Origin of the sequence: Streptococcus sp. CM6 (assembly GCF_000526095.1) — a bacterium.
Lineage (GTDB): Bacteria > Bacillota > Bacilli > Lactobacillales > Streptococcaceae > Streptococcus > Streptococcus oralis_BW.
The window spans coordinates 32928-54601 of record NZ_JATS01000020.1; the positions used below are offsets into that span (position 1 = coordinate 32928).

Annotated in this window: 22 protein-coding genes; 1 reads left to right on the plus strand and 21 read right to left on the minus strand. The window is 40.9% G+C overall.

What is annotated here, in order from left to right; genetic code table 11:
- Positions 1–6 precede the first annotated feature (6 nt).
- The 3 genes from HMPREF1516_RS06770 to HMPREF1516_RS06780 form a co-directional block, all read right to left on the minus strand.
- Positions 7–1101: a cystathionine gamma-synthase gene (locus tag HMPREF1516_RS06770; RefSeq protein ID WP_000031953.1), complete on the minus strand. Its 1095-nt coding sequence runs from the start codon at positions 1099–1101 to the stop codon at positions 7–9.
- 145 nt (positions 1102–1246) lie between these two features.
- On the minus strand, positions 1247–3205 hold the full coding sequence (locus HMPREF1516_RS06775; RefSeq protein ID WP_000748550.1) for a peptide ABC transporter substrate-binding protein: 1959 nt from the start codon (positions 3203–3205) through the stop codon (positions 1247–1249).
- Between the two features lie 202 nt (positions 3206–3407).
- On the minus strand, positions 3408–5030 hold the full coding sequence (locus HMPREF1516_RS06780; RefSeq protein ID WP_000064201.1) for a putative polysaccharide biosynthesis protein: 1623 nt from the start codon (positions 5028–5030) through the stop codon (positions 3408–3410).
- A gap of 105 nt (positions 5031–5135) precedes the next feature.
- Here HMPREF1516_RS06780 and HMPREF1516_RS06785 point away from each other — a divergent pair, with 105 nt between their 5' ends.
- Complete coding sequence (locus tag HMPREF1516_RS06785; RefSeq protein WP_033606137.1) at positions 5136–6581, plus strand: UDP-N-acetylmuramoyl-L-alanyl-D-glutamate--L-lysine ligase; 1446 nt, start codon at positions 5136–5138, stop codon at positions 6579–6581.
- A 31-nt stretch (positions 6582–6612) separates the two neighbouring features.
- On the opposite strand, the gene HMPREF1516_RS06790 is transcribed toward HMPREF1516_RS06785, so the two are convergent.
- The 18 genes from HMPREF1516_RS06790 to HMPREF1516_RS06875 form a co-directional block, all read right to left on the minus strand.
- A complete protein-coding gene (locus HMPREF1516_RS06790) occupies positions 6613–6813 on the minus strand; it encodes a CsbD family protein (RefSeq protein WP_000051178.1) in 201 nt (66 codons plus the stop codon).
- A 101-nt stretch (positions 6814–6914) separates the two neighbouring features.
- Positions 6915–7565 carry a DUF1803 domain-containing protein gene (locus HMPREF1516_RS06795; protein ID WP_033606138.1) on the minus strand — a complete coding sequence of 217 codons (651 nt, stop codon included), beginning with the start codon at positions 7563–7565 and terminating at the stop codon, positions 6915–6917.
- A complete protein-coding gene (locus HMPREF1516_RS06800; protein WP_033606139.1) occupies positions 7549–8061 on the minus strand; it encodes a YiiX/YebB-like N1pC/P60 family cysteine hydrolase in 513 nt (170 codons plus the stop codon). The genes HMPREF1516_RS06795 and HMPREF1516_RS06800 overlap by 17 nt, the downstream gene beginning before the upstream one ends.
- A gap of 85 nt (positions 8062–8146) precedes the next feature.
- Positions 8147–9082, minus strand: a complete 936-nt coding sequence (locus tag HMPREF1516_RS06805) for a manganese-dependent inorganic pyrophosphatase (RefSeq protein WP_033606140.1) — start codon at positions 9080–9082, stop codon at positions 8147–8149.
- Between the two features lie 85 nt (positions 9083–9167).
- Positions 9168–9452, minus strand: a complete 285-nt coding sequence (locus HMPREF1516_RS06810) for a GIY-YIG nuclease family protein (RefSeq protein ID WP_033606141.1) — start codon at positions 9450–9452, stop codon at positions 9168–9170.
- The gene (locus tag HMPREF1516_RS06815) at positions 9442–10191 is read right to left on the minus strand and encodes a tRNA1(Val) (adenine(37)-N6)-methyltransferase (protein ID WP_033606142.1); all 750 of its coding nucleotides are present in this window, start codon (positions 10189–10191) and stop codon (positions 9442–9444) included. The genes HMPREF1516_RS06810 and HMPREF1516_RS06815 overlap by 11 nt, the downstream gene beginning before the upstream one ends.
- Positions 10192–10244: 53 nt before the next feature.
- Entirely contained in the window at positions 10245–10604 is a 360-nt protein-coding gene (locus HMPREF1516_RS06820) for a S1 RNA-binding domain-containing protein (RefSeq protein ID WP_033606144.1), read from the minus strand.
- Between the two features lies 1 nt (position 10605).
- Positions 10606–12006: a bifunctional Cof-type HAD-IIB family hydrolase/peptidylprolyl isomerase gene (locus tag HMPREF1516_RS06825; RefSeq protein WP_033606145.1), complete on the minus strand. Its 1401-nt coding sequence runs from the start codon at positions 12004–12006 to the stop codon at positions 10606–10608.
- A 122-nt stretch (positions 12007–12128) separates the two neighbouring features.
- A complete protein-coding gene (locus HMPREF1516_RS06830) occupies positions 12129–13232 on the minus strand; it encodes a glycosyl hydrolase family 8 (RefSeq protein WP_033584484.1) in 1104 nt (367 codons plus the stop codon).
- Positions 13233–13240: 8 nt separating this feature from the next.
- Positions 13241–14551 carry a glycosyltransferase family 2 protein gene (locus tag HMPREF1516_RS06835; RefSeq protein WP_033606146.1) on the minus strand — a complete coding sequence of 437 codons (1311 nt, stop codon included), beginning with the start codon at positions 14549–14551 and terminating at the stop codon, positions 13241–13243.
- Positions 14552–14693: 142 nt separating this feature from the next.
- On the minus strand, positions 14694–15473 hold the full coding sequence (locus tag HMPREF1516_RS06840; RefSeq protein WP_033606147.1) for a hypothetical protein: 780 nt from the start codon (positions 15471–15473) through the stop codon (positions 14694–14696).
- Positions 15473–16627, minus strand: a complete 1155-nt coding sequence (wecB, locus tag HMPREF1516_RS06845; protein WP_033606148.1) for a non-hydrolyzing UDP-N-acetylglucosamine 2-epimerase — start codon at positions 16625–16627, stop codon at positions 15473–15475. Before wecB ends, HMPREF1516_RS06840 begins: the two co-directional genes overlap by 1 nt.
- 430 nt (positions 16628–17057) lie before the next feature.
- A complete protein-coding gene (locus HMPREF1516_RS06850; RefSeq protein WP_033606149.1) occupies positions 17058–17567 on the minus strand; it encodes a GNAT family N-acetyltransferase in 510 nt (169 codons plus the stop codon).
- 230 nt (positions 17568–17797) lie between these two features.
- On the minus strand, positions 17798–18037 hold the full coding sequence (rpsR, locus tag HMPREF1516_RS06855) for a 30S ribosomal protein S18 (RefSeq protein WP_000068664.1): 240 nt from the start codon (positions 18035–18037) through the stop codon (positions 17798–17800).
- Between the two features lie 31 nt (positions 18038–18068).
- Positions 18069–18539, minus strand: coding sequence for a single-stranded DNA-binding protein SsbA (gene ssbA / locus HMPREF1516_RS06860; RefSeq protein WP_000609595.1), 471 nt, complete (start codon positions 18537–18539; stop codon positions 18069–18071).
- An 11-nt stretch (positions 18540–18550) separates the two neighbouring features.
- Positions 18551–18841, minus strand: a complete 291-nt coding sequence (gene rpsF / locus HMPREF1516_RS06865) for a 30S ribosomal protein S6 (protein WP_033606150.1) — start codon at positions 18839–18841, stop codon at positions 18551–18553.
- 149 nt (positions 18842–18990) lie between these two features.
- Entirely contained in the window at positions 18991–20334 is a 1344-nt protein-coding gene (asnS, locus tag HMPREF1516_RS06870) for an asparagine--tRNA ligase (RefSeq protein WP_033606151.1), read from the minus strand.
- A 152-nt stretch (positions 20335–20486) separates the two neighbouring features.
- The gene (locus HMPREF1516_RS06875) at positions 20487–21665 is read right to left on the minus strand and encodes a pyridoxal phosphate-dependent aminotransferase (RefSeq protein WP_033606152.1); all 1179 of its coding nucleotides are present in this window, start codon (positions 21663–21665) and stop codon (positions 20487–20489) included.
- Positions 21666–21674 lie beyond the last annotated feature (9 nt).

Below are 21674 nucleotides of genomic sequence, written 5' to 3' on the forward strand. Positions count from 1 at the left end.
TCTATCTTATCCTTCCAAAGCTTGGCGCAAGTCCGCAATCAAATCTCTAGCATCTTCAATCCCGATTGACAAGCGCAAGAGGTCATCTGTTAAGCCATAGGAATGGCGCACTTCTGCTGGAATATCCGCATGAGTCTGAGTTGTCGGATAGGTGATCAGACTCTCTACCCCACCCAAACTTTCTGCAAATGAGAAGACCTTCAAGCTATTTAAAATATGAGGAATACGCTTTTCATCCACTACTTTAAAGGAAATCATACCCCCACGTCCAGTATAGAGAACTTCCTTGACAGCAGGTGAAGCCTTCAAAAAGGCAACCACTTCTTGAGCATTGGCTGTAGAACGCTCCATACGAAGAGGTAGAGTTTTAAGACCGCGAATCAACTGATAACTATCAAATGGTGACAAGACCGCACCAGTCGTATTCAAATTGTAGAAAAGTTGCTCATATAGTTCTAAACTATTAGTCACAACCACCCCAGCTAAGACATCATTGTGCCCTGCTAGATACTTGGTGGCTGAATGAAGAACGATATCCGCACCATCTTCAATCGGACGTTGGTAAATCGGACTGTAGAAGGTATTGTCCACCACTACCTTGGCACCCTTGGCATGAGCCAGTTTGGCTAGTTTGGCAATATCAAATTCCAACATCAAGGGATTAGTTGGTGTTTCGATATAGAGAACATCCACATCTTTCTCTAACTCATCAACCAACTCTTCTTCTGTATTGGCATAGGTAAAATGGAAACGGCCTTCTTGCTCGACTTGGTTAAACCAACGGAAAGAACCCCCATAAAGATCTCTCACAGCCAAGACTTTACTTCCTACCGGAAAGACACTAAAGGCCAGTACAATCGCAGCCATACCTGAGCTTGTCGCTAGGGCATAATCTGCTGATTCGATTGCCGCCAAGACTTCCTCCGCCTTACTGCGAGTTGGGTTTTTAGTCCGAGTATAGTCAAATCCCGTAGACTGACCGAACTCTGGATGCTGATAAGTGGTTGAAAAATGAAGCGGCGTCACCAAGGCACCTGTTGCCTCATCTGACTTGATCCCTGCCTGGGCCAAAATTGTGTTGATGTGTAGTTCTTTGCTCATACAATACCTCCAAATCTATAGTAACTATTGTATCATTTATTTTCGCCAACTCATTTTCTTGTTTTCAAGAGCTAGTTATAGTTTCAAACTATATAAAAACGATAGTTCCTTAAGAAACTATCGTTTTTCCTGTTGAATAGACTGGTTATTTAACGTGTTTTGCCAGTTCTTCTTGCGCTTTTTTATTTGATTCTTCTTTTTCTTTCTGCCATTTTTCTTTAGCTTTTTCATACTCATCAGTCGTTACAGTCTTATCTTGCAACTTGAGGTACTTGTATGATTCGACACCCTTATTTCCAGCTTGTGAGAATGGCGCTGAGAATGGAACTGTCTTTCTCAAGCCAGGTGTTCCACCTTGGGAAACGTTTGGAATTGCAAGGGCGCTATCAACGAGCCAAGCTTGAATTTCAGCATATTTTTCATAACGTTTTGCTGGATCTTGCTCTTTATTAGCTTCTTCCAACATTTGAGTGTAGGTATCCAGACCAACCGCCTTAGCCTTGTCATTGACCTCACCTGGTTCTAGACCAATGTTTTGCAACATACCACCGTTATTGACATTTAAGATATCAAGATAACTTGATGGATCCAAGTAGTCCGCACTCCAACCGCCATTATAGATATCAAAGTCTTTTTGAGCTGCAGTTTGAGCTAGGTAGCTAGAGTTGTCAAAGTCATCTGTTGATAGCTGTTGGATATCGATAACCACATTCTCAGCTCCCAGAACAGATTCGATGGATTGTTTCAAAGAGCTCGCTTCAAGTACACCTTTTTTAGATGATTGGTCTACAGATACATCCAAGTGGATTGGGAATTGCACACCCTTAGCTTCCAATTCTTTCTTAGCTTCTGCAAATTTAGCTTTAGCCTTGTCAGGATTGTAGTATGGATCTTGCGCATCTGCAAAGTTGATTCCTTGCCATTCTTGGCCATAGTTGACCATCTTTTCTGAAACAACATCGCCAAAGTCTTTTCCGTTGATACTTACAAATGTTGGAGGTACAACCAAGTTACGAATAATCTTTGTTGCTCCTTCTTCCCCTTGAGATTGTGCTCCATAGGCTGTACGGTTATAAGCATAGTTGAAGGCTTGACGGAAGTTTTTATTCAGAACTGCTTCTTGGGTTGATTTCTTTTCGATATCTGATGTCTTAGACGTGAAGTTATAAGATTTTCTGTCCAAGTTGAAGTTCAAGTAATAAGAAGTTGCGTTTTGCATACTATAGATGATGTTATCCTTGTTCTTCTCTTTAATTCCTTCAAAGCTTGAGCTATTTGGATAGAGACGCGCGTAGCTGTAGACTCCTTCTACGAAGTTACGAGCTAGGGCATCTTGGTCACTACCATCATAGTAAGTCAATTTCACATCATCCACAAAGACATTTTTGGCATCCCAGTAATTTGGATTTTTCTTGTATTCGATAACAGATTTTGAAACAAACGATTTCATCAAGAAAGGTCCACTGTACAAAATGCTAGAAGGATCTACCTTACCAAAATCATCCCCTTTTGATTTCAAGAAGTCTGCATTGACAGGGAAGAGAATGGTTGAAGTTGTTTTAGAATTCCAATAAGGTTCTGGACGTGTCAAAGTATACTGAACTGTTTGGTCGTCAATCGCCTTAACACCGACAGTTGAAAAGTCAGTTGTTTTCCCGTTGATATAGTCATCCAAACCTGCTACAGAGTCTTGAACCAGGTACAAGGCTTCGGATTTTTTATCAGCAGCATATTTCAACCCAGTGACAAAATCTTGCGCCGTTACAGGGGCGTATTCTTCACCCTCATAGGTATACCATTTTGCATCCTTACGCAATTTGTAAGTATAGGTCAAACCGTCCTGAGAAACAGTCCAATCCTCTGCCAACGATGGAACATAGTTACCGTATTGGTCATTTTCCATCAATCCATCTACCAAATTAGTAACGATGTCGTTGGTTGTTGCCCGGTTTTCTGCAAGATAGTTCAAACTAGATGGATCGCTCGAATAAACATAGTTATATGTTTTAGAAGAACTAGTTGAGTTTCCACATGCGCTCAGTAAGATACCTGCGCTTAACACGACACTTGCAAGTGTCAGATACTTGGCCTTAGACTTTTTCATTTCCAGAACCTCCTGTTTTAAAGATTTGTCTTATTATACAGCTTTGGTTTTATTTAGTCAAGTAATTTCTGAAGAAAAACTTAAAAAACATATTTTTCTACTCTTAATTTTAGAAAAAGTTCTCTTTTTTTAAGAAAAATGTAGTATAAAAACCTTTCTATTAAAGAAAGGTTAAATTCATTACTTTTATTTATAAATCTTTTTACGATATTTTCAATCGTGTACGTAGTCGGTCTGCTTGAGCTTTGCCGATTATCTTGTCCAAGAGTCGTGTCCGTAGGCTCATCAAACCATAAAGACCTCCTCCAAGCCCTCCGATGAGAGCCACATAAAGGAAACTCCAGAAACGTCCACTTGGTTGGAAGACAAAACCGAGTAGCCACTGCAAGAAGCCAACTAGGATGAACATGACAAGGGTTAAGATGGTAATCAAGATAGTCCGCTTCAAGATTATCTTTCGACGAGCACCCGTTACCTGGCAGATGTCTCGGTACATCAAGACATTCGGAATAATCAAGCCAATAGTCGTTGAGATCAAGGGACCGTAGCTGTGAAAAATGGCAATGGTTGGCAATTGCAAGACGATCTTAGCAATGGAACCATAGACAAAATAAAGAACTGCCTTGCGATTTCGGAACATGGCCTGAAGCATAGGAGACAAGACCATATACAAGCCTAGGATAGTAGACTGTAAAACTGCAAAGACAAATAAGCCCATGGCCAAACTATCTGGCTTACCGTAAAAGACTGTATAAAGAGGCTCCCCTACCATGACCACTCCAACCGTTGCCGGCAGTAAAAATAAGAAGAGCATAGTGAGGCTATCTTGGACTAGGCGAGCCGCTGCCTGCAAGTCACCTTTTACATAGTTTTCCGTCAACAGCGGCAAGCCGACACTCCCAATCGAAACCCCTACAGAGATTAAAATCATAGTAATTTTATTAGGATTGGCAGAGAAATAAGAAAACATGACAACCAAGTCTTCATTGCTGTAGTTGGTAAACCACTTCATACTATTGATAAAGGTCATCTGGTCTAAGATTTGGAAGAGTTGAATGGCTGATCCTGTCAGGATAAAGGGAATGGCTTCCTTGATGGTATCAACCAAAAGTCGCTTACTATTGATCTTATCCCGTGTTTCAAAGACTTTCTTAAGCAAACCTTCTTGGGCAAGGAAATAAATCAAAACTGCAAAACTTGCCACCATCCCCACAAAGGCTGCAAAGGTCGATTGAGTAACGGCTGATAAGTAGTCACCAGAACCCATCTTCATAATGAAGAAGGTTGCCATCAACATCCAGATAACACGGATCACCTGCTCGGCGATTTGGCTCATAGCATAGGGTTTCAGGTTGTTCATCCCTTGGAAGAAGCCTCGGATAACACTCATAGATGGGAAAATCAAAACTGCCCAAGCCAAACTCTGCATGATGGGAATCAGGTCTTTCCCCACACCTGACAAATCTGCTAGCCAAGGAGAAAAGAGATACAAGACTAAGGCAAAGACTAGACCCAAGCCCGTCATAAAGCTTAGGAAACTCCGAATCAAGGCAAAGCTGTGCTCTTCTTCTCGCATGGTATTGTACTTAGCCACTTGTTTGGCGACCGCAACTGGGATACCCGCCGTCGAAATCAGCAAGAACCAGGCGTAAATATTGTAGCCCATGGTAAAGAGACCATTTGCCTTGGCTGCATAGGTTCCCATCCAAATATACCAGGGAATAATGTAGATAGCCCCAAGGAGGCGACTAATAAAGTTACTAGCTGTTAGCCAAGCAGTCCCTCGCAACATCTGGGCTTGCTGGTGATTGTTTTCGTTAGACATAGCTTCCTCATTCAATTTTGATAACTAGGAAATTTTCCTCATCTTCCATTATAAACTTTTCCTTGTTACTTGTAAAATTCAGACTTTCGGTTTACAATAGAAAGTATGATAAAGATTGAAACCGTATTAGATATATTAAAGAAAGATGATCTCTTCCGCGAGATTATCGACCAAGGACACTACCACTACAACTACAGTGAAGTTGTTTTTGATAGCATCAGTTACGACAGCCGAAAAGTAAAAGAAGGCACTCTTTTTTTTGCAAAAGGCGCTGCCTTTAAAAAAGAATACCTTCTTTCTGCTATAACTCAGGGCTTAGCCTGGTACGTCGCAGAAAAGGACTACGAGGTCGGTATCCCCGTTATCGTTGTGAACGATATCAAGAAAGCCATGAGTTTGATTGCGATGGAATTTTATGGTAATCCGCAAGCGAAACTAAAAATTCTCGCTTTCACAGGGACAAAAGGAAAGACAACATCTGCTTACTTTGCTTACCACATTCTATCTCAACGCTACCCAACAGCTCTCTTGTCAACTATGAATACAACTCTAGATGGCAAGACCTTCTTTAAATCTTCCTTCTCAACACCTGAAAACATCGATCTTTTCGACATGATGGCCCAGGCTGTTAAGAATGGAAGAACCCATCTTGTAATGGAAGTATCTAGCCAAGCCTATCTTGTTCATCGAGTCTATGGTCTGACCTTTGATGTAGGTGTCTTTCTTAACATTACTCCTGACCATATCGGTCCGATTGAGCATCCTAGCTTTGAAGATTACTTCTACCACAAACGTCTCTTGATGAAAAATAGCCGAGCAGTTGTCATTAATAGCGACATGGACCACTTTTCTGTATTGAAAGAACAAGTGGAAGATCAAGAGCATGACTTCTATGGTAGCCAGTCAAGTAACCAAATCGAGAACTCCAAAGCCTTTAGCTTTTCCGCTACAGGTAAACTCGCTGGTGATTATGATATCCAACTCATCGGCCACTTTAACCAAGAAAATGCAGTTGCTGCAGGACTTGCCTGTCTTCGTCTAGGTGCCAGTCTGGAGGACATCAAAAAAGGGATCGCTGCAACCCGCGTCCCTGGACGTATGGAAGTTCTCACTCAGAAAAATGGAGCCAAGGTCTTCATCGACTATGCTCACAATGGCGACAGTCTGAAAAAACTGATTTCTGTTGTTGAAACCCATCAAACTGGAAAGATCGCTCTGGTTCTCGGTTCGACTGGAAACAAGGGTGAAAGTCGTCGCAAAGACTTTGGTCTCCTCCTCAATCAACATCCTGAGATTCAAGTCTTTCTCACAGCGGATGACCCCAACTATGAAGATCCAATGGCCATTGCTGAAGAAATCAGCAGCTATATCAGTCATCCTGTTGAAAAGATTGCCGATCGTGAACAAGCCATCAAGGCAGCTATGGCCATCACAAATCAAGAACTTGATGCCGTGATTATTGCTGGTAAGGGAGCTGATTGCTACCAGATCGTCCAAGGAAAGAAAGAAGACTATCCTGGAGATGCGGCTATCGCAGAACGTTATCTATAAAAAATCAAGGGAAACATTCCCTTGATTTTTTTTAGTCTTCTTTTTTAAATGAATTTTTAAGACCTTCAACGGCACCTTCTACAGCACCTTTAGCATCTTCTACAACTTCTTTTGCTTTCGCAACTGTTTTTTCTACAGCACCTTCTGCTTCTGTCTTGCTATCGCCAGTAACTTTACCAAATCCTTCTTTGATAGCACCAGTTGCTTGATCCAATTTATTTTCAAGTGACATAGCTCTGTCTCCTTTGCTTTTAATACGATAATCGTTATCGCTTACATTCAGTTTATGCTTATTCTTTAGTAAAGTCAAACAATCTGCTCAAAATGAAGCAATTAAAGTAAATAGAAAGTCAACCGTTCCTTGTCGAAATCAACAGCCAACTCATACTTTCCATCTTCATTTTGAATAATATAACCTAGGACAACTAAACTGTCCACAAAGATATCACGGCGTTTCTGCATCAGTTGATCTTTTTTGAGAAATTTCAACAAAAAAGTCGTCATATATTTGAGAGCATACTCAGGATTAACATCTCCCAAAATAGCATAAAGTTTCTGTTGTTTTTCTGTCAAAGGATACTGATGTTTGACCTTGTAGAAATAATTAGACAGGGTCATTTTTGATCTCGCAAAGTCCGTCTTTTCAACTAAAATAGCTGCATTGGTTTGATTGCGCAATTCTGTCTCAAAATCCTTCTCTAACAAAGCTTGATAGACTGGACTATCTTCGCTGACAAAAATCTCTTGATCCAGTTCGAGACTATCGAGTGATTCAAGCATAGGAAGATTAAGGTAATAACGCTTATTTTCTCGTAGAATCAAGCCTGACTTTATATACTCTTCCATGAGTTTGTCAACTGCTACATCTGGAAACTTGGCCTTAATTTCTCGCAAAATAACATCCTCATGCTGGTCTAGATAGCGGATCAATTCTCCAAAAAATGGCTGTCTCGTCAAACGAGATGGATTAAAAATCTGAATCATGAAGATTCCTTTCTTTACATTCTAACAGAGGCGATGCTGCCAACTGACTAGGATTGGTCCCAGCTTGGTTCAGAGGAACAGGCAAACCTAGTTCTCTATAATACTCTCTCCAAAAATCACTAATCTCCTGCTCCCCATCCCCAAATTTCATAGGTATGGTCTCAAAAATCGGTAGGATTTCAGCGATGTACTGGGAGCAGTAAAAGCCATACCCATCTGGGTAAAACGAGCTATTATAAGGAGCACCCAGATGCTGGCAAGCCTTCTCCTTTACCAAGTCAGCTTCCAGCTCTGGATAGACATAAAGGTCGTAAAGATGAGTCGGTTCAAAAAATTCAGCTGGTTCTTGACAGATAACACCTTCTTGCCCACTAGCATGATAGATCAAACCGTCTAAAAAGATAGCTACATGACTATAGTTCCCAGTAGAAGCCTGGATAGCCTGCCCCATATCTGAAAGATCCTTCACAAAAATCAAGTCACCATTTTCTAACATCTTTCTCTCCTAGAAAAAAAGGAGCCGAAACCCCTTTAGCTATAAGGAAACTAACGTTTCATCATTTTAATTATCTCTCAGACTATTAGCTATTAAAGCTTTCAGTCAACTGAGGCACCACTTGTTTCTTACGTGAAACAGCACCTGGAAGGAAAGCGTGGTTGTTTTCAAGTTTGAAATTGAAAGCTGCTTCCACCTTGTCCATGTTTGATCCAAGAGCCAGAATTTCAGAGTTTGAGTTGATGATGTCTGTAATCATCAAGACAAAGTCAGAGTAGCCGTTTGCTGCATTAGCTGCTTGCATTGCTGCTTCGATTTCTGCTTGGCGTTCCAAGACTTCAGCAATATCAACAGTATTGACTTGGGCAACACGAACCTTATTTCCGTTGAGTTCAAAAGTCTTAGCATCAATGTCAATCAATTCTTCAGCAGATTTGCTAGCCAAGTTAGTACCAGCTTTGAGCATAGCAAGACCGTACTCTTCCAAGTTCACACCAGCCAATTCAGCCAATTCAGGAGCAATGACTTTGTCAGATGGGTGTGTTGTTGGTGATTTCAAAAGAAGGGTATCTGAAATCAAACCTGAAAGCATCAAACCTGCGATTTCTTTAGGAACTGCTACACCATGTTCTTTGAACATACGGTAAACGATAGATGAAGCTGATCCAACTGGTTCCAAGCGCATGTAAAGTGGGCTTGCAGTTTCAAAATTAGCCACACGGTGGTGGTCCACAACTCCGTAAACTTCTACTTCAGCGATATCTGACACTGATTGTTGGAATTCATTGTGGTCAGTCAAGATGACTTGTTCTGCACCTTCTGCTTTAGCAGATGTGATGACGCGTGGTGCTTCTACACCAAAATAGTTCAAAACGAAAGCTGTTTCTTCATTAGGAGTTCCAAGTGCCACTGCTTCTGTGTCCAATCCATAAGCCTCTTTTGCAAGATAGGCAAAGGCTACAGATGACCCGATGGCATCTGAGTCTGGATTTTGGTGACCAAATACTAGAATCTTAGACATGATAATACCTCTTTAAATTTATTCATCTTATTGTAGCACTTTTTTCCTCTTTTGACAAAAGTAAGAGGAGTCAAAGGACTCCTCGTTAGACATCAATATCGTTAACTAGATTTTTCTCTTGATTTTCAGATAAAAATCGTTCTTTCTGTGAACGTTTCTTTCGTTTGAGGAGAGCCTCGGCAGACATGGCTTCTTCCTTACTGGCAAAACCCTCTACATAGATAAGCTTGACTGGCAAGCGAGCTCGGGTATACTTGGCTCCCTTACCACTATTATGAACGGCAAGGCGCCTCTTCACATCCGTTGTATAGCCTGTATAGTAAGAACCATCACGACACTCCACCACATACATATAGGCCTTATGATCCATAGTAAATCTCTTGAATTTCTGGGGTATAGGAACCATCATCATTGTGAACAATGAGTGGTGGTAAGACCTTGAAGCCACTGGTCGAGCCATCCTTGATAGCTTCGATTAAGAGCATATTGGCCTCCTTCTCTCGTTTTGGATAGACAAATTGCAGGCGCTTGGGTGCCAAATTATGGCATTTCAACATGTCCAAGATATCCAAGAGCCGATCAGGACGATGGACCATGGTCAAACGGCCATTAGACTTGAGAATACTCTGAGCACTTCGGCAGATTTCTTCTAGGTTCGTCGTAATTTCGTGTCTGGCCAGAAGGTAGTGTTCACTCTCGTTAAGATTAGAATGCGGATCCACCTTAAAATAAGGCGGATTACACAAAATCATATCCACCTTACTTCCCTGAATGTGGGCAGGCATATTTTTCAAATCATCACAGATGACCTGCATCTGCTCTTCCAAGCCATTCAACCGAACCGAACGCTCTGCCATATCCGCCAAGCGCTCCTGAATCTCTACAGAGAGAATTTTTGCCTTGGTACGACTACTTGCAAAAAGTCCCACTGCACCATTTCCAGCACAAAAGTCCACAATTAAGCCCCGTTTAGGGAAGCGAGGAAAGCGTGATAAGAGAACACTATCCACCGAATAGCTAAACACCTCTCTATTTTGAATGATCTTGATATCTGTCGAAAAGAGCTGGTTGATTCGCTCTCCTGGTTTTAATAATTGTTCTTCTTTCATACTTTTATTATAACAAACAATGTTAATATTACAAATGATTTAGATAATCGTATTTATGGCTTCTTCTTTAAATGCTCTAGTGCCTCACGCGTCCAAACAGGCATCATTCGTCCAAGTGGTGCAAAACCGTGCTTGATCCGATCATTTGAAAAACGTCTCCGTCTTGGCAATTGATGTTTTTCCTCTTCCAAGGTACGGATAGAAAGACTGGCCTTCCCAGTGTATTCGTCAAAATCCACCACCTGAACTTGGACTTCATCACCAATTTTTAAAATGTCATAGATATTTTCAATAAATCCCGTCCGAATCTCCGAGATGTGAATCAGCCCTGTCACCCCTGTCTCTAACTCGACAAAGGCACCATAGGGCTGAATTCCTATAATACGCCCAGTTAGCTTATCACCAATTTTCATTCTAGTCCTCAATTTCAATCGTTTCAATTACTACATCTTCAACTGGCTTGTCCATTGCACCTGTCTCAACAGCTGCAATGGCATCCAAGACCGCAAAAGATTCTGCATCTACCAATTGCCCAAAAACAGTATGGCGGCGGTCAAGGTGAGGAGTTCCACCTTGTTCTGCATAAATCTCAGCGATTGGTTCAGGCCAGCCACCACGCGCAATCTCTTTCTTAGAATATGGCAAATGTTGGTTTTGAACGATAAAGAACTGGCTGCCATTGGTATTTGGACCCGCATTGGCCATAGAAAGGGCACCACGGATATTATAGAGTTCTTCAGAAAATTCATCTTCAAAAGAGTCACCGTAGATTGACTCTCCCCCCATACCAGTACCAGTTGGGTCTCCGCCTTGGATCATAAAGTCCTTGATAATTCGGTGGAAAATGACACCATCATAGTAACCGTCTTTTGAAAGAGCAACAAAGTTAGCCACTGTTTTAGGAGCATGTTCAGGGAAGAGCTTGATACGCAAGTCTCCGTGATTTGTTTTAATGGTCGCTAGCGGACCTTCTACTGTTTCAATTTCTACTTGTGGGAAATGCAATTCTTTTTCTACCATACCAAATCCTTCTAAGGCATCAAAAATGCCATCTTCTTCTACTGTTTTTGTAATATAATCTGCTTTTTCTTTGATTTTTTCGTGGGAAACACCCATAGCAATGCTGATTCCAGCATAATCAAAGAGTTCCAAGTCATTGAGCCCATCTCCAAAGACCATAACATTTTCTGGTTTCAAGCCTAGATATTCTACAACCTTGGCAACACCAGTAGCTTTTGAACCTGAAATAGGCACGATATCTGATGAATGTTCATGCCAACGCACCATTCGAAGTTTACCTGAGAGACTATCTGGTAGGTGCAAATCAGCCCCTTTATCCTCAAAGGTCCACATCTGGTATATATCCGCTTTTTCATGGAAGTTAGGATCCACATCCAAGTTTGGGTAAATCGGGTCAATAGCCTCACTGATCAGTTCTGTTCGAGTAGAGAGTTTGGCGTCATGACTGCCAACCAAACCATACTCAATTCCCTCTTCCTTCGTCCAAGAGATGTACTCCACAACATCTGACTTGTCAATCTGATGTTGATAAATGACCTGACCTTTTTTATCTTCTATATAGGCCCCATTTAGGGTTACAAAAAAGTCAGGTTTGAGCTCACGAATCTCTGGAACAACACCGAAAATACCTCGCCCAGAGGCAATTCCTGTTAAAATTCCTTTTTCACGTAACTGTTTAAAGACAGTGGGAATTGTAGCTGGAATAAAACCTGTCTTTGACGTACGCAAGGTATCATCAATATCAAAAAAGATGATTTTAATCTTCTTTGCCTTGTATTTTAATTTTGCATCCATCTCTCTACCTCTTTTTTATCACTCCTTCCATTATACCATAAACCTTAGGAAATTCCTTTTTTGAAAAAAGATGAAAATCCTATCAAAAAGAGAGCCAGTATAACTAGCCCTCTCTTTTCATTCTAGAACATCTCTAGAGCAATCATGGTAATCATCGTTGCATCATAGTAGTTGTCCAAAGGTAAATCTTGTGTGAAAATGTATTTATTTTGCTGAAGAAGTTTCAGATAACCTTCTCCCTTGTCAGACGCATAGGTAATCGGTGCCAAGAAACTACCTGCCTGGTATTGATTGAGGGCCGTTCCGTTCAAGTCATAACCAGCATAAATGCGTTGCTCTTTCATAAAGAAATCCATCATCTTTTGAACGAGTTTTTGGCTTCTTTCATCCTGGCTCTGTGACAAGTGATAAGGCAAACGACAAGCGTTATAAGAGTACGCTCCATCATATTGAGATTCGATAGTGTTGGCATCAACAAGACGTGCCCCTGACTTCTCAGCCCAGATAAAGTCTGGCAAAAGACCCGTATCAGAATGAGAACTGATTTGCTCCAGTTGCCCAAGCATCTTATCCTTAATGTCTAACCACTGTTGGTTTCCAGTCAGGTCATAGAAAGACTGGAAATAGTGGGGAAGGGTATCAGACGTCCGCATTAAGTAATAATAATCGGAATCCTTGTTTGCCCAGTTTCCTACTGTTAAAACACCTGTCTCTTCATTGTAATTGTATCGAAGAATATCTTCTAAGATTTTTTTAGCTTGCGCTTGGTATTCCTGCGCTTTATCTGGCCACTGCTTGGCAGCTTCAATCAAAGAATAAGCGATATAGAGATCACCATCGGTTGCGTTTTGCTTCTCAACCGTTTCGCTACCATTTGTGATCACTTGCTTCCAAGACATCAACTGCGTTCCCTCAATACGATGATTTTGATAATAGCGATAAAGATTCTCAAAATCTGCTTGTGTCGCTTGCCCTTTTTGGGCTGCTAAAACCGTTATGAGCATGCCGTAACTTTGGGCTTCAGATAGAACTGTTGTTCCCTCCGAATCACTCGTCGTACGAACATAAGACTGATCGCCTTTTGTAACGAGAAACTGTTGGCTCCATTGGCTGTAAATTCGATTCCGCATCTCGATTTTAGTCCTTCCTCTTGCCAAAAACAAGGCTAAACAAAAGATAGAAAGAATGAGCACAAACCAGACATATTTTAATTTATTCGTTTTCATAGAACCTCCTATCCTGCAAATCGCTTGGTTTTAACCCACTTGGTTTCTTTCCGTCGGAGTACTTTGTCCAGCACGATTGAAGAAATGGAATCAATGGAAACAACGATAAACATCTGTGCATAAGTGAAATAGGCAGCCAAAGCCAACCAGATTTGCTTTGTAGTAGCTTGTCCAAATTGACTTGCCAATGCTGTCATAATTTGCATCAAATAAAGACCAATCATGAGAATCCAGTTGAAGAGCATGAGCTGGGCGATGTAGATATTGTCCGCATCAAAAGCAAATGGAACCCTGACATCTGGGAAGAAAAGATTAAGACAGATTGCTAGCACATTCGCTAGGAAAATCAAATCCGAGAGGACAATGGCAAAGTTAAACCAAAAGAAAACACAAGAATAGTTAAAGACTTCTAGTTTAACACGCCAGTTTGCTCTGCCAAATAAATGCTTAAAGTTCGAGAGAACTACTTCATAATTTCCTTTAGCCCAACGTTTACGCTGCATATAGTAACTCTTTAAGGTCTCAGGTTCTTGTTGGAAAGCCTCTGAATTATAGGCAAGGGCAATCAATTTCCCACTCTGCATGATTTTGAAGGAAATATCGGTATCCTCGGTTAAGGCACCATTTTTCCAACCCCCGATGCTCTTTACAAAGTCGGTTTGAATAATAAAGTTGGTCCCTGGGATACGCCCAATTTTAAAGAGATGCCACATTCCAACGTGGTGCACGCGCTGAGTAACAACGATTTCTTGGTTGATACAACGAGTCAAGAAATTTTGATTGGCATTTCGAGTCTTGTTGCGACCGAAAGATGCCACGTGGCGTTCTGGATCCTTCATCACTTCTTTTACAAGGAAATAAAGGGCATTTTTTTCAGGCATAGCATCCGCATCATAGACACAGATGTATTCTCCCGTTGCCATCTTCAGGGCATCGTTTAGAACACCTGCTTTTCCTCCTGTCCCAGTACGGTCGATAATAGTCAGATTTCTTTCTGCATATTCAGGCATAGCTTGTACAGACAAACACTCTGCATAGGTGTTGTCCGAACAATTATCTGCAAATAGAAGCAACTCCACACGGTCGTGAGGGTAGTTCATATCCAAGATAGCTTTTGCCGTCTGTGCAATAACCACATCCTCATTATGAGCAGGTACGACAATGGTAACCTTAGGGTAATAAGGAAGTGGCGAGGTATCTACACGAAAATCACTATGTTTGAACCAAAAGTGAACAGCTGAAAAGAGAATTACCAAGCCCCATGCTAGAGAAATCCAAATAGTAAGCAGGGTAAAAATCATTAACATTTGACTAATCATGATTCACCGCCTTAAAATTTTTGTTCACTCGATGGTAGAGAATACTGTATGCAATAAATAATATGACAAAACAAATGCCAAAGGTAAGACTGAGTCCCAAAGCAATGCCAAAAAATATATTGGTTAGAGTCATGTTTCCCTCCTAATATTCTACAATTACATCTGTCTCTAATTGACGTTTGAGATGACTGGCAATATCCGAATAGTCTTGGTATTTATCTTTATTATCAGAGTTAATCACCAAATAGCCTGTTTGGAACTGAATTCCTTGATTGCCATCTTCTCCATGAAAAACTAAACTGCTCAGTTTCTCCTGCAAATCACTCAGATAGACTTCCTTTAAAGAACGCTTATTACTACTAGATAGAACGAGAAAATTACCTTCTGAAACATAATAGAGCTTATCATTGTAACTCAATTCCTGAGCAATGACCTCTTGAATGCGACTGAGCATCTGGTTATACTCTTTAGGTTTTATCTGGAAGAACAAATCTTCATGTGCCCAATGAATCAATAGAGATTGAACCGTCACATCACTTTGTGCAGTTACCATAGCCTGGTAATCTGCTCGAGCTGCGTCCTCCTGTTCTTGGACCTTTGAAGCTACCTTGAAGAAATAATAACGAACTTTAAGTAGAATCCCAATCAAAAGTGGAAAACTGATCAATAAGAACACCAGTTGAGTGATTGGGATATAAACTACACCCGCAACCAAAACGATAAGTCCAAGCCCAAATGTTAAGATAAGGGTCCAAGTAAGCAAAAGGTCAGATAATACCAATACTGCAAACAAGGCTAAAGCTAAAAACAAGATTTGTTCTAAAATAATCTCTCGAGCAAAGAAAAAAGAAAGCCCTAAAAGAAGTGACTCGCACCCCAGAAAAGCGAGGAGCCAATTTCTAAATTTATTCCATTTTTTCATTACGCCTCTTCCCCCTCTTTAAATTCGGATACAGATTCAGCAATACCAAAATAATGTTGTATAGCACGAACGATTCGTTCAGAGGCTTTTCCATCTCCATAAGGATTTGGTGCCTGAGACATTTGTCTATAAAGGGGTTCATCTGTTAAGAGGGCTGTCATCGCTTCTTTTACACGTGCAGGATTCGTACCAACTAACTTCAAGGTTCCTGCGCGAACCCCTTCTGGGCGTTCCGTCGTATCACGAAGGACGAGAACAGGTTTGCCGAGGGAAGGCGCCTCTTCCTGGACACCGCCAGAGTCAGTCATGATAAAATCACTTCTTGAAGCCAAATTATGAAAATCGAGTACATCTAAAGGTTCAATCAAGTGAATACGATCGTGACCAGCTAAGATATCTTTTGCTACTTCTTGCACAGCAGGGCTAAGGTGAACAGGATAAACAACTTCAATTTCCTGATGAAGATCGACCATCTCACGTAAAGCTGTAAAGACATTTCTCATTGGTTGACCTTGATTTTCACGACGGTGCATGGTTACCAATACAAGTTTCTTATTTGGATCCAATTGATCTAGAACTTCATGATAGTAATCCGATTGAACGGTTAGTTTCAATGCATCAATGGCTGTATTTCCCGTAATGACAATAGCAGACTCAGGATGATTTTCCTTGAGGAGATTTTCCTTACTCTCACTTGTTGGAGCAAAATAAAGATCCGCAAGGTTATCTGTCATCTGACGATTCATTTCCTCTGGGAAAGGAGAATACTTATCAAAGGTCCTCAAACCAGCTTCAACGTGGCCGATACGTACCTGATTATAGAAAGCAACTAAACTTGCTGCAAAAGTTGTCGTTGTATCTCCATGAACAAGAATCATATCTGGACGTTCTTGCTTAACAATTGGATCAAACTTTTCTAAAATTTTTCCAGTAATATCTAAAAGGGATTGATTTTGCCCCATAATATCCAAGTCATAATGTGGCTCGATGCTAAACGTTTCAAGAACTTGATCTAGCATTTGACGGTGCTGAGCTGTCACAACTGTGATCGTCTCAATACTATCACTATGTTTTTGCAATTCTAACACTAAAGGGGCCATTTTAATAGCTTCTGGTCGTGTTCCAAAAACAACCATCACTTTCAATTTCTTCATTATGGTATCCTTCTACTATAATAAAATTTGACACATCAGATTAATCTTTATATCGAATTATTGCGCAAATCAATTAATTTGATTATCTTAATTATTTTACCGCTAATTAATTTATATGTCAAATTTTTCCAAGTATATTATTGCATTTAATTTAATTTTAAATAATCGTAATATTTTTGTAACGCTGTGATTTACAGCTTGTAAACCTTATGCCTTAAAGTTTCCTTAAAATTTTTTTGAGTGAAGTATTTTTTAAACATTCTAAAACTTACCATTATCTAAATATTTATTTTTTCTTAACAATTCAGATAATTATATTTTAGCGTTTCATAGAATGCATCTCATTTTCTAATACGAAAAAATCCCTCTCTAATGAAAAAGGAATTTACGACTTCTTGCTATTTTAAAGTTAAACCTTATAAAATCCGTCTTAAAACAAATCTTTTGACAGATATAAAACAAGGTCACCGATATCTTCACAAATAGCATCCATAGCCGGTCTGTGATTTTGATACCAGACGCCCGAACCATCTGGAATATAACCTCGTTTGATGTACAATCTCTGGGCAGGCCCATACCCTGAATGGAGCCCAACACCAAGGGTCACCTTATCCGATATGAGCTTAACTCGTTTTTCCGCTTCTTCCATCAAGAGATTTCCAATACCTTGATTTTGAAAGGGCTCAAAGACATTGAAATCTGAGAGTTCTGGATAGATTTCTGCAAAAGGCCCCTGCTTAGCGCAGGGCAAAATTGTGATATAACCCGCTAAAGCACCCTCAACCTCTGCAACTAATACCTCTCTCTCCCCACTTTTCTGCTCCTTAAAATATCGAGTTAAAATCTCCTCTCTACTTGGCCAACCTTGGCTAGTAAATCCTCGAGAGAGATCTTTAATGTCAGATTCTTGCATTTTTCTAATTGAACATATCGTCTTCATAAGTTGCTCCTTTATAGCTTTCTCCTACCATTATAGCACGATAATAAAGATTAAAAGAAAAACCTAGTAAGATAAAAGAATCTTACTAGATCAACAGGGAATCCTTTCTAACAAAGTCCCATAAAAATCTGAAAAAGAGGTCCACCCAGACCGAACTCGCCTTCTCATTTCCATGCTCGTGAAAAAAAGACCCGTCAGAGTCTGAAAAAGAGGTCCCTCGGACCTCTTTTTTAATCTTCGTTTACGAAAGGCATCAAAGCCATTACGCGAGCGCGTTTGATAGCTGTTGTTACTTTACGTTGGTTTTTAGCTGAAGTTCCTGTTACACGACGAGGAAGGATTTTCCCACGTTCTGAAACGAAACGGCTAAGAAGCTCAGTATCTTTGTAATCAACATATTCAATTTTGTTTGCTGCGATGTAATCAACTTTTTTACGGCGTTTGAATCCGCCACGACGTTGTTGAGCCATGTTTTTTCTCCTTTATAGTATTAATTGTCCATTAGAATGGTAAATCATCATCTGAAATATCCAATGGATTGGTTGCTCCAAATGGATTTTCAGAACGTGAAAAGTCTGGTACTGGGTTTGCAGGTGCTGATTGACCAGCAGTTGGTGCAGAATAAGCTCCACCTGAATGTCCTTCACGCACTCCGCGGCTTTCCAACATTTGGAAATTCTCAGCCACGACTTCTGTTACGTAGACACGTTGTCCTTGCTGGTTATCGTAACTACGAGTCTGGATACGGCCTGTGATCCCGATAAGAGAGCCTTTTTTAGCCCAGTTAGCAAGATTTTCAGCCTGTTGGCGCCACATAACGACATTGATGAAATCAGCCTCACGTTCGCCATTTTGACTCTTAAATGTACGGTTTACTGCAAGAGTAAAAGTCGCAACTGCTACATTTGATGGGGTATAACGCAACTCAGCGTCACGTGTCATACGCCCTACAAGTACAACATTGTTAATCATAATTTACCTTCTTACGCGTCAAGTTTGACGATCATGTGACGAAGAATGTCAGCGTTGATTTTTGAAAGACGGTCAAACTCTTTAAGAGCTAAGTCGTCGTTTGCTTCAACGTTAACGATGTGGTAAAGTCCTTCACGGAAATCTTGGATTTCGTATGCAAGACGACGTTTTTCCCATGATTTTGATTCAACAACAGTTGCACCGTTGTCAGTCAAGATAGAGTCAAAACGTGCTACCAAAGCGTTTTTCGCTTCTTCTTCAATGTTTGGACGAATGATATAAAGAATTTCGTATTTAGCCATTGATATGTTCCTCCTTTTGGTCTAATGACCCCTAGTCTTTGCAAGGGGTAAGTGAGGTTTGCTCACAATAAACTATTATACTAGAAAAACTGATAGATAGCAAGATAAAAGTGAAAAAAAGAAGATGAAATTATCTTCTTTTTTCTAGTTTATGGTTTGATACGGTGTAACATACGTGGGAATGGAATAGCTTCACGGATGTGTTTTGTACCTGCTGCGAAAGTGACCATACGTTCAATACCGATACCAAATCCACCATGTGGTACTGTACCGTATTTACGAAGGTCAAGATAGAACTCGTATTCTGTACGATCCATACCTAGTTCTTCCATCTTAGAAACAAGGGCATCGTAGTCTTCCTCACGCATAGATCCACCAATGATTTCTCCGTAACCTTCTGGGGCAAGCAAGTCTGCACAAAGCACGCGTTCTGGGTTTCCAGGAACTGGTTTCATGTAGAAGGCCTTGATAGCTGCTGGGTAGTTCATGACAAATGTTGGCACACCAAAGTGGTTTGAAATCCAGGTTTCGTGTGGTGAACCGAAGTCATCGCCATGCTCAAGATGCTCGTAGTCTGCATCTTCATCGTTTTCATGCTCTTGCAAAAGGTCAATGGCTTGATCGTAAGTGATACGTTTGAAAGGCTCTGCAATGTAGCGTTTCAAGAGCTCTGTATCACGTTCCAAGGTTTCCAAGGCTTGAGGCGCACGATCCAAAACGCCTTGAAGAAGAGCTTTCACATAAGCTTCTTGCAAGTCAAGTGACTCATCGTGTGTCAGGTATGAGTACTCCGCGTCCATCATCCAGAACTCAGTCAAGTGACGGCGTGTTTTTGATTTTTCAGCACGGAATACTGGACCAAAGTCAAAGACACGACCAAGAGCCATAGCCCCTGCTTCTAGGTAAAGCTGACCTGATTGGCTCAAGTAGGCTGGTGTTCCAAAGTAGTCTGTTTCAAAGAGTTCAGTTGAATCTTCTGCCGCGTTTCCTGAAAGAATTGGGCTATCAAATTTCATGAAGCCGTTCTTGTCAAAAAACTCATAAGTTGCATAGATGATGGCATTACGGATTTGCATCACCGCTACTTGCTTACGAGAGCGGAGCCACAAGTGACGGTTGTCCATCAAGAAGTCTGTTCCGTGTTCTTTTGGTGTGATTGGGTAGTCTTGAGATTCACCGATCACTTCGATGTCTGTGATATCGAGCTCATAGCCAAACTTAGAACGCTCATCTTCTTTAACAATTCCTGTCACATAAACAGAAGTTTCTTGGCTTAGGCGTTTAATTGTATCAAACTTCTCTAGTCCCACTTCCTCACCGAACTTTTCAATAAAGTTTGGTTTAAAGGCTACACCTTGGAAGAAGGCTGTTCCATCACGCAATTGCAAGAAGGCAATTTTCCCTTTTCCAGATTTGTTGGCAACCCAGGCTCCGATGGTCACTTCTTGACCAACGTAGTCTTTTACATCGATAATTGTTACACGTTTTGTCATAATCTATCTTCCTTTTTTCGTTTAACTTGTCCGAAGACGTCATTACCCACTATTTTACCATAAATAGACTGCGATAGCTAGGTTCTACTAGAGAAAAATCGCGAGATTTTCGTTACAAAAAATCTTCGCTAAAAAGGCGAAGATTCTAAGTTTTATTTTTCCATAAACTGATGCAAACGGTGAATAGCTTCTTTCAAAGTATCCAAGTCTGTGGCATAGCTGAGACGAACATTTTCTGGTGCTCCAAATCCAGCTCCTGTAATCAAGGCAAGACCGACTTCTTCGAGGATAGCTGTTGTAAATTCTGTCACATCGGTATAACCCTTCATCTCCATCGCTTTTTTAACATTTGGGAAAAGATAGAAGGCTCCTTGGGGCTTGACAACTTCAAAACCTGGGACTTGGCACAAGAGAGGATAAATGGTATTCAAACGTTCCTCAAAAGCCTGGCGCATGGTTTCAACAGAGTCTTGTGGTCCAGTTAGGGCTTCAATGGTAGCATATTGGGATACTGCTGTCAGATTTGAGGTCGTTTGTCCTGTTAGTTTGCTCATGGCAGCAATAATCTCAGGATTTCCCACAGCATAACCTACCCGCCAACCAGTCATAGCATAGGCCTTAGATACACCATTAATCACGATGGTTTGCTTGCGAATGGCTTCTGACAGACTAGAAATTGGAACAAACTCATTCCCGTTATAAACCAAACGACCATAAATATCATCTGCTAGGATAAGGACATCATGCGCAACAGCCCAATTTCCGATAGCCATGAGTTCCTCACGAGAGTAAATCATACCAGTCGGATTCGATGGCGAATTGAGAACCAAGACCTTGGTCTTATCTGTTCGGGCTGCTTCTAGCTGCTCTACAGTTACTTTAAAGTGATTGTCTTCCTTTGCCTGGACAAAGACTGGCACTCCTTCTGCCATTTTGACCTGGTCTCCATAGCTGACCCAGTATGGTGTAGGAATGATGACCTCATCACCTGGATTGACCACAGCCATAAAGAAGGTGTAGAGAGAGAACTTGGCACCAGTGGCAAAGGTAACCTCGTTAGCCGCTACGGAATACCCATAGTGGCGTTCAAAATAGGTATTAACAGCCGCTTTTAACTCTGGTAGGCCTGAAGCAACTGTATAGAAGGAAGCACGTCCATCACGAATCGCTTCTACCGCTGCATCCTGAATGTTTTCAGGAGTATGAAAATCAGGCTGTCCCAAGGTTAAGAAAAGAACATCCTTTCCCTGAGCTTTTAATGCTTTGGCTCTTGCATCACTAGCTAGAGTGACGCTTTCTTCCATTTCTAGTACACGTTTGGATAGTTTCATATGCCCTCC